General features: G+C 39.5%; 7 protein-coding genes. 2 read left to right on the top strand and 5 right to left on the bottom strand.

The genetic code is table 11. The annotated features are described in order from the left end of the window. Positions 1 to 532 precede the first annotated feature (532 nt). Positions 533 to 910 carry a hypothetical protein gene (locus AC1DG9_RS20370; RefSeq protein WP_172662826.1) on the top strand — a complete coding sequence of 126 codons (378 nt, stop codon included), beginning with the start codon at positions 533 to 535 and terminating at the stop codon, positions 908 to 910. Positions 911 to 1,006: 96 nt separating this feature from the next. On the opposite strand, the gene AC1DG9_RS20365 is transcribed toward AC1DG9_RS20370, so the two are convergent. The 3 genes from AC1DG9_RS20365 to AC1DG9_RS20355 all read right to left on the bottom strand — a co-directional run bounded on the left by AC1DG9_RS20365 (position 1,007) and on the right by AC1DG9_RS20355 (position 3,754). Beyond that, complete coding sequence (locus tag AC1DG9_RS20365) at positions 1,007 to 1,792, bottom strand: hypothetical protein (RefSeq protein WP_288879267.1); 786 nt, start codon at positions 1,790 to 1,792, stop codon at positions 1,007 to 1,009. A gap of 127 nt (positions 1,793 to 1,919) precedes the next feature. Further along, positions 1,920 to 2,738 carry a helix-turn-helix domain-containing protein gene (locus AC1DG9_RS20360; protein WP_337716150.1) on the bottom strand — a complete coding sequence of 273 codons (819 nt, stop codon included), beginning with the start codon at positions 2,736 to 2,738 and terminating at the stop codon, positions 1,920 to 1,922. 44 nt (positions 2,739 to 2,782) lie between these two features. Then, positions 2,783 to 3,754: an aldo/keto reductase gene (locus tag AC1DG9_RS20355; RefSeq protein WP_477635142.1), complete on the bottom strand. Its 972-nt coding sequence runs from the start codon at positions 3,752 to 3,754 to the stop codon at positions 2,783 to 2,785. Positions 3,755 to 3,925: 171 nt separating this feature from the next. Between AC1DG9_RS20355 and AC1DG9_RS20350 the strand changes: the two genes are divergently transcribed. Further along, positions 3,926 to 4,384 (top strand): DinB family protein, encoded by a 459-nt coding sequence (locus AC1DG9_RS20350; RefSeq protein WP_288879270.1) that lies wholly within the window; start codon positions 3,926 to 3,928, stop codon positions 4,382 to 4,384. 28 nt (positions 4,385 to 4,412) lie between these two features. On the opposite strand, the gene AC1DG9_RS20345 is transcribed toward AC1DG9_RS20350, so the two are convergent. Together AC1DG9_RS20345 and AC1DG9_RS20340 are read right to left on the bottom strand one after the other, a co-directional pair. Continuing rightward, positions 4,413 to 5,111: a LytR/AlgR family response regulator transcription factor gene (locus AC1DG9_RS20345; protein WP_337716152.1), complete on the bottom strand. Its 699-nt coding sequence runs from the start codon at positions 5,109 to 5,111 to the stop codon at positions 4,413 to 4,415. Beyond that, positions 5,111 to 6,745, bottom strand: coding sequence for a histidine kinase (locus AC1DG9_RS20340; RefSeq protein WP_337716154.1), 1,635 nt, complete (start codon positions 6,743 to 6,745; stop codon positions 5,111 to 5,113). Before AC1DG9_RS20340 ends, AC1DG9_RS20345 begins: the two co-directional genes overlap by 1 nt. Positions 6,746 to 7,034 lie beyond the last annotated feature (289 nt).

Raw genomic sequence — 7,034 nt, 5'->3', positions numbered from 1 at the left:
ACCTGGGGTAAGCGGCGGGATACCACTCTGTGTGTCCCGCACGTCCAGGTAATTCAATACAAGCTATAAAATTTAGCGGGATACTTGCTCTCCTAKCATCAGGGTATACAAATGGTTCGGTCACGGTATAATATCAACAGGTACCTTACAGGTGTGTAACAGGTCTGTGCTCCAGTTAAACCTGAGTTTAGCTGCCGTGATATCTGAGTGTTGGGCCTGCTCATAAAAAGCCATAACCGAAGAATCCTTTGATTGTAAATGGAGGATTTTGATGATACAATATAGTCATAATCAGACAACATGTTACAGGGATTTTACATCAATAAAAATTAACTTGTAATACCGAAACGAACTATAACCGATCATCAAGAACAAAGATATGAATTCCGGAAAGTCAGCATCGAGCTAAAAAGCATTAAACAATAAGCCTGACCGCACGCTGGTAATGCGTGCTGATGAACTTTCCACAATGGCGTTAATTTTTATATCAAACCTTTTATAACAATCATTAATCCTTAAATTTTAAACCATTATGAAAAAAGCAATTCAATTATCCCTGATTTTTTGCACAATTATTTTATGTGGCTCATGGACCAACAAGACAGCCAAAGTGCCATTCTCTGACGTTACCGTGTCCTTTGGAAATGGCACTTATTACAATGCAACGGTGACAGTAAGTAATTCTTCGGGCTATTATAGCTCTGTAACCGCCAACCCGCATAGTTATGCGAGTTTATATGTACCTCAGGGAACTTATAATGTTAGGGTAGAGGTTGCCGCTCCGTATGATACACCTTATCATACCTACAATTATAACTTCTATTGCGGCTCGGCCTCTAAATATGGCAGCACTTTGGCTTATTTTGAAAATGTTGTAGTTGATTATAGCCTGAGCGTTATTGTTAACTAGCAATATAGCCAATCTCGAATTATCATTGAGGGACAGTCTTGTATTTCAACACTGTCCCTTTAAAGATGCATCTTCAATATTTATAGGCTTTAACGATCATCTAGGGTCCCCTGAAAGATATTCGCCTGTTATATTTTTGTAAGCATCACTCGTGAAAGGGCCAGCTTTGCCATCAATTTTTATAATGGCACCTAATTTTACCAGCCAGCGCTGTAGCTGTTCTGCTTTAGTAGCATATTTTGATGGTGAAAAGATCACTTCCTGTCCTAATTGCCTGGTTAGACTAATCCTATCAATAATACCAGTGATCAGCTGCCTTTCAATAAAGCGTCTTAAGATAACTGCTGCACCGCATTGGGCGGATACCGCATTAGGATCATAGTGTCCATCTGACACATATTTTCCTTTATCATAGTGATTGCTGAAGCTCCAGAGGTATGGACTAGGAATAGGGTGCTCTAAATTTCTGTAGCCAAACCCGTTGTATTGTTCCAGCTTATAAAGGATGCCAGCAATATCCCAATCAGGCCATTGTTCCAGCTTTTTAAGCTTAAGCGCATCCTGCGCACTAAATTCCCATGTGTAAGGCGCTGAGCCACCAACGGGCCGGCCTGCGGGAACATGGATAGTTTTAGCTGTTAACGGATCACCGTTATGAAGGTGGGTTTTGAAATTACAGCTGCCTTCCATATAATGTATAATGCCAATGAAATACCACGGTATATTTAATGGAAATCCCACTGTCTCATAACGGTTTTTACCAGTCAGAATCTTACTTATCACTGCATCTACAGTGACATATTTCTCTGACTTAATAATGCAGGTATCAAAAAGATATTGATACTGCGCCCTGAGCGCCGGATTGTAATTTATTTTCGACATGATAGATCCTTGTCATCATTACCTAATTTAAGGATAATTTAGCGTAATTAAAACAATTATTACGCTGACTTAATGAGACTATCTATCTATTGATAGCTCAGACTTTAAGTTTATCAATTATAATATTTTATAAAGTACTAATTACCTCAGTAGGTGCCTTTCCGAATTTCTTTTTAAAGGAATGAGAGAAATGAGAAAGGCTTTCAAATCCAAGTTCAAGGTAGATAGAAGATGGCTTCCTTTGCTTATTCTCTATAAGATGCCGGGCCTCTGTCAACCGTTTTTCCTGTAGCCAGTGTCGGGGTGACATATTGAATACTTTTTGAAAATCACGCTTGAAGCCAGCAAGACTTCTTCCGGTTAGTTGTGCGAATTTTTCAACGGGAACATTGAAATGAAAGTTGCCTAGCATGAATTTTTCCAGATCCATCTTGTACGGCTCTGAGAAATCGAATAGAAAATCCTTGAGTTCGGGAAGCGTATACAGTAGCAGCTGAACTGCTTCTCTCACCTTAAGCATCCCCATATCCCTGGTGATTTTTTCATCTGAATGGCGCACATAGGGTATTATGGATTGGAAAAAGCCATGTAGAAAATCATTTTCCGGAATAAGAACATTGGACGAACCAGTATATTTGCGCCTGGTATCTATTTGCTGCTCCAGGGCAACCTGCCGGAGCAAGTCATCCTTTAGGCAAATGATAATTGTTTGATAATCCTGACCTTCCAGCGGTGTTTTGGTAATTTCTCCCAACTGATTTTTCCGTATCAGCAGCATCTGGCCACCTTTCATCGAAACCTTTTGGCTGGTGGTCTCCAGAGTAAACTGTCCCGAAACCTGTAACACTAATGTACTGTGCTCAAAAAAACCCACTTTCTCTTTTCTCTGAGCAGAGAAATATGAATAAAAGATCACTCCAGGAATTATTTCAGTTGGATTGGTCATGATGTAAAGATATTAAAATAGCCGGGGCTTTTTAGCCCCGGCCATTATCGTTGCAGGTAGGTGCCACCAAGGATCGCTCCTGGCGAAAATTGTGCGTTAAGGGCGTTAGCCTCTTCCGGACTGAAAATTATCTCCATTGCTTGCATATTCTCCGGTAGTCTTGATCTGCGGCTCATGCTTACCAATGGCATAATATGTTCGCCCTGAGTGTTGACCCAAGCAATAGCCAGTTGTGTCGGGGTATATMCTTTTTCTTTTGCGATTTGCCTTAATACTTCAACTTTTTCCAGATTTTTAATGAGATTCTCTCCTTGAAAACGTGTGAAATGATTATGATGATCATTAGCTGGGAGTGGTGCGGTCATCTCCCCTGTAAGCAAGCCTTCGGCGGTGTTGGCAAACGCAACTACACCGATACCCAATTCTTTGGCTGTTGGAAGCAGGTCGCTTTCTATCTGGCGATCGGCCAGTGAATACCCGATTTCCAATGCAGTTACAGGGTATATGCTATTCGCCTCACGCAGTTGCGTTGGGGTAATTTCAGAAACGCCAAGGTGGCGCACCTTTCCTTCCTTGATTAAGTCAGCGACAGTCCCTATGATGTCTTCAATTGGTACACTATCGTCAATTCTGCATGGTTGATAAAGATCAATGGTATCGATACCCAAGCGTACCAAAGAATAATTGATAAAATTCTTGATGGCCATTGGACGCAGGTCCAAGCCAAGCCACTGGCCATTGTAAAAGATCGCACCAAACTTTACACTGATGAAAGCATCATCCCTTCTGTTTTTGATGGCTTTGCCGATCAGCAGCTCGTTGTGTCCGCTGCCATAAAAGTCTCCTGTATTTAAAAAATTGATGCCTTTATCTAATGCTTCCTGAATGGTAGCGATACTTTCGTTTTCGTCATTTACCGGGCCGCCCCAAACCGACGACATCCGCATGCAGCCTAATCCAAGTTTAGATACCAGCGGACCATTTTTGCCGAGGTTTATTTTTGTTATTTGTTCCATAACTGATAATTTACGTATTAACGAATCAAAGATCATCACTTTTGTTCACCTGCTATTTCCCATATGGCTCATTTTACTTGTCTGTGAGGCTCAACTTATCATTAGTGTAATTACATTTAAAATAAAAATTCCCATAAAAATCTTAAATTGATAAATAAAACAATCGCTGCTATGTTAAAGCAATTCTGCAAATACAACAATTGGGCAAATTCACTTTTGCTGGATGCCTTACAGACAAATTCTCAATTGCTTCCCGAATCATGTATTACACTGTTCAGTCACATCGTAAATGCGCAAAAGATATGGGTTTCCAGAATTAACGGCGTTGCACCCAATATTGGTGTTTGGCAAGTAAACGATCTTGAAATATGCAGCGTGCTGCTCGAAGAAAGTGCAAATGCTTTGTCAAAGATAGAATACCTGGAAACGGCAGACTCACCGATTATAAAGTATACAACCTCAACTGCTGGCTATTTTGAAACATCCGTTAATGATATTTTGCTGCACGTTTTTAATCATGGCACCTATCACCGTGCGCAAATAGCTAAAGAAATGACGATGCATAACATTAAACCGGTTAATACGGATTACATACAATTTATGAGGTTACAAAAATGTAATGAGATTTAATCAAGATGTAAAGTGGTGTCTAATGGTATTATATAATCCTCCGTTTTAGTTCTTTATACCTTGACCTCCCAATAGGTAGTATTTCCCCATTTTTAAGTTCAAGAAGATATTTACTGCCGGTATGAACAATGATTTCTTTTGTTTGATTAATCGGTACAATATAAGATTTATGAATGCGCTCAAAAGAGGCAGGAAGCAACTGTTCTAGTTTTTCGAGTGATTTATCATGAAGTGCTTTCTTTCCATTCAGTAAATGCAATTCGGTGTAAATACCGGCGCCTTTGATGTACCGGACTTCTTTAATATCAATCAATACGATGGAACCGGCCTTTTTAACAGCCAGGTATTCAAGTTTGCCTTCAGATTTTGGCCCCGATGTAGATAAACGTCTGAATGCAAGGTTGAGGCGCTCCTGATCAAAGGGTTTAGGAACAAAATCCAACACGCCGTAAGCAAAAGCCGTAATCGCTTTTTCTGTATAAGCCGATATAATGATCGTATGAAAAGCGCTGGCGGCAACACTTTTAAGCAAATCGAATCCATCCTCACCATTTAAATTCAGATCCAGCAATAACAGATCGGGTGTATGTTCACTCAAGTATTTAATGCCACCATTAACGGATTCACAAACCACAAGATTTTGAATCGTTGATCCAAAGAATTCCCGACTCATCCGCGCTACCCTTTTGGCAATCCTTGCCTCATCTTCAACAAGTAGTATATTCATTATCCAGCATGTATTTTTATGCATGTAAGCCAACCTTCGGGTACGGCCTGCGATTCAAAAGTCCATTGATCACCATAGCTTTCGGTTAACCGTGCAGCAATGTATTGAAAACCTGTCCCTGTTTTTTTTTCAATTCTGTTTTCTCTGTTCCTGGCGATGGTTAGCAGCTTATATTGCTTGTTCCCGCCTTGCTTTTCAAAGCTCAGCTTAAAAGTAATGATCTTATCAATGCTGGGCATACTATGGGTAATGCCATTCTCCAAAATGGTATGGATAATTGCTGGGGGAATCAAATCCAGTTCATCAATACCTGACTGTTCCCATACATAATTAATTTCCTTTCTAAACTGCATAACCTTTAAATGTGCTTTACAAAGCGCTATTTCTTTGGCGACCGGGATTAAAGTTTCTTCTCCTATTTGATTTAAAATATCAAACTCTTTTGCCAGTGCTTGAATAAAAACAATGCCATCTTTTGGCGATTCCTCTATCCAGTCGATCATAGAAGTCAGCGTATTTTTTATAAAATGGGGTTGAATATTTTTCTTTAGCAACTCCAATTTTAACCTCGAAGAAAGTATTAAAGAAGACTGGTGTTCTTTCTCGAGTAGTTTGGCTCTTATAGTGTGTAAATAAAGCATAGATAGTACAATTAGGGTATAACATATGAAAAGAAAAAAATCATAAACGATAAATGCACTCGCTACTGCACTCATCAGTAAACCAACAAATACTACCCAGGCACCTTTTACATTTCTAAATAACGCATTTACTACAATAATGAGCGAGAAAAACCACATGGTGTAACTAAACAACATGGCTGTCCAGTCGTAATGCCTGAAATTATCGATGTAAATCCAGATCAGAATCAGTAATTGCAGACCTAAAAGCCAGAACTTCTTTTTAAAGTAAAACTGAATGGTAAAATAGAAAGGGACAAGAAGGGAAATGGCAAAGGTAAGCCAGCCAACAATTTCCAACCGTGTGTAAAAGTGGCTGTAAGGAATGGTAATGTAAAACTTCACATGCTCAACCCCCAGCAGAGCAAAGAAAAGCAGACAAATGATTCCAAAAATTAGAACATCCAACTCTTTACGACTGCTGTTAATGTACAGGAAGAAATAATAGAAAGCTGCAACAAGAAAAGCACCTGCCATTAAATTCATATATGAAGTGGCAACTAGAGGTCTTTGAATCAATGCCTTATAATATTGTAGTTTAACATCAACACCTCTTAATTCTCCTGTATTAAAATGTTGTGCAGTTCTTAACGCTAATGTGTGTAAACCGGATCTGGCCAGTGAATCAGGCAACAAAAAATCGCTCATTTCGGTACCTGGTACCTCATGGATTTTATCTTTTGCAAACTCACCGTTTTTACCAACGAATACACCATCCCAGTAGACATCGAAGGAACCAAAACTGTGAATCCCTAAACCCACAGAAATACTGTCTTTAGGATCTCTGTTTGTGATGCGTACGTTAACTCTGGACCAAAAAACGGCAGTTTTTGGATCCCGTTCCTTCTCCCAGCCGCTGGTATCATAGTTCTTTTTTGCCCAGTTCAAATCGTCGCCGTTTTTATAGACGGCGTCTGTATATTCATAATGGAGATCCTGTTTACAGGATGACAAAAAGAGGGTTAGAAAGAATAAGAAGCGAAATTTAACCATGATGTAAAGCTAAACTGAATATAAGACAGAAAAATGTATTTCAAAAGGATATAGAGCCGTTGGCATGTTTTATTGTGTTTTGAACGGCCGCAGTCTTAATCTTGCCTCATGAAAAAACTACTCATCACTATCATGGTCTGTGTTATAGGCTCTACGATTAATGCACAGCAAAACAATCAAATACCATCAAAGGGATTGGTAAATGGCAAATTAACTGACCAAGCACAACTCGCACTGCCTTACGTAACTA

The sequence above is a fragment of the Pedobacter sp. 05L430 genome, assembly GCF_056397585.1.
The sequence above is the reverse complement of the archived record's forward strand: the minus strand, read 5'-3'. Positions and strand labels throughout refer to the sequence as shown.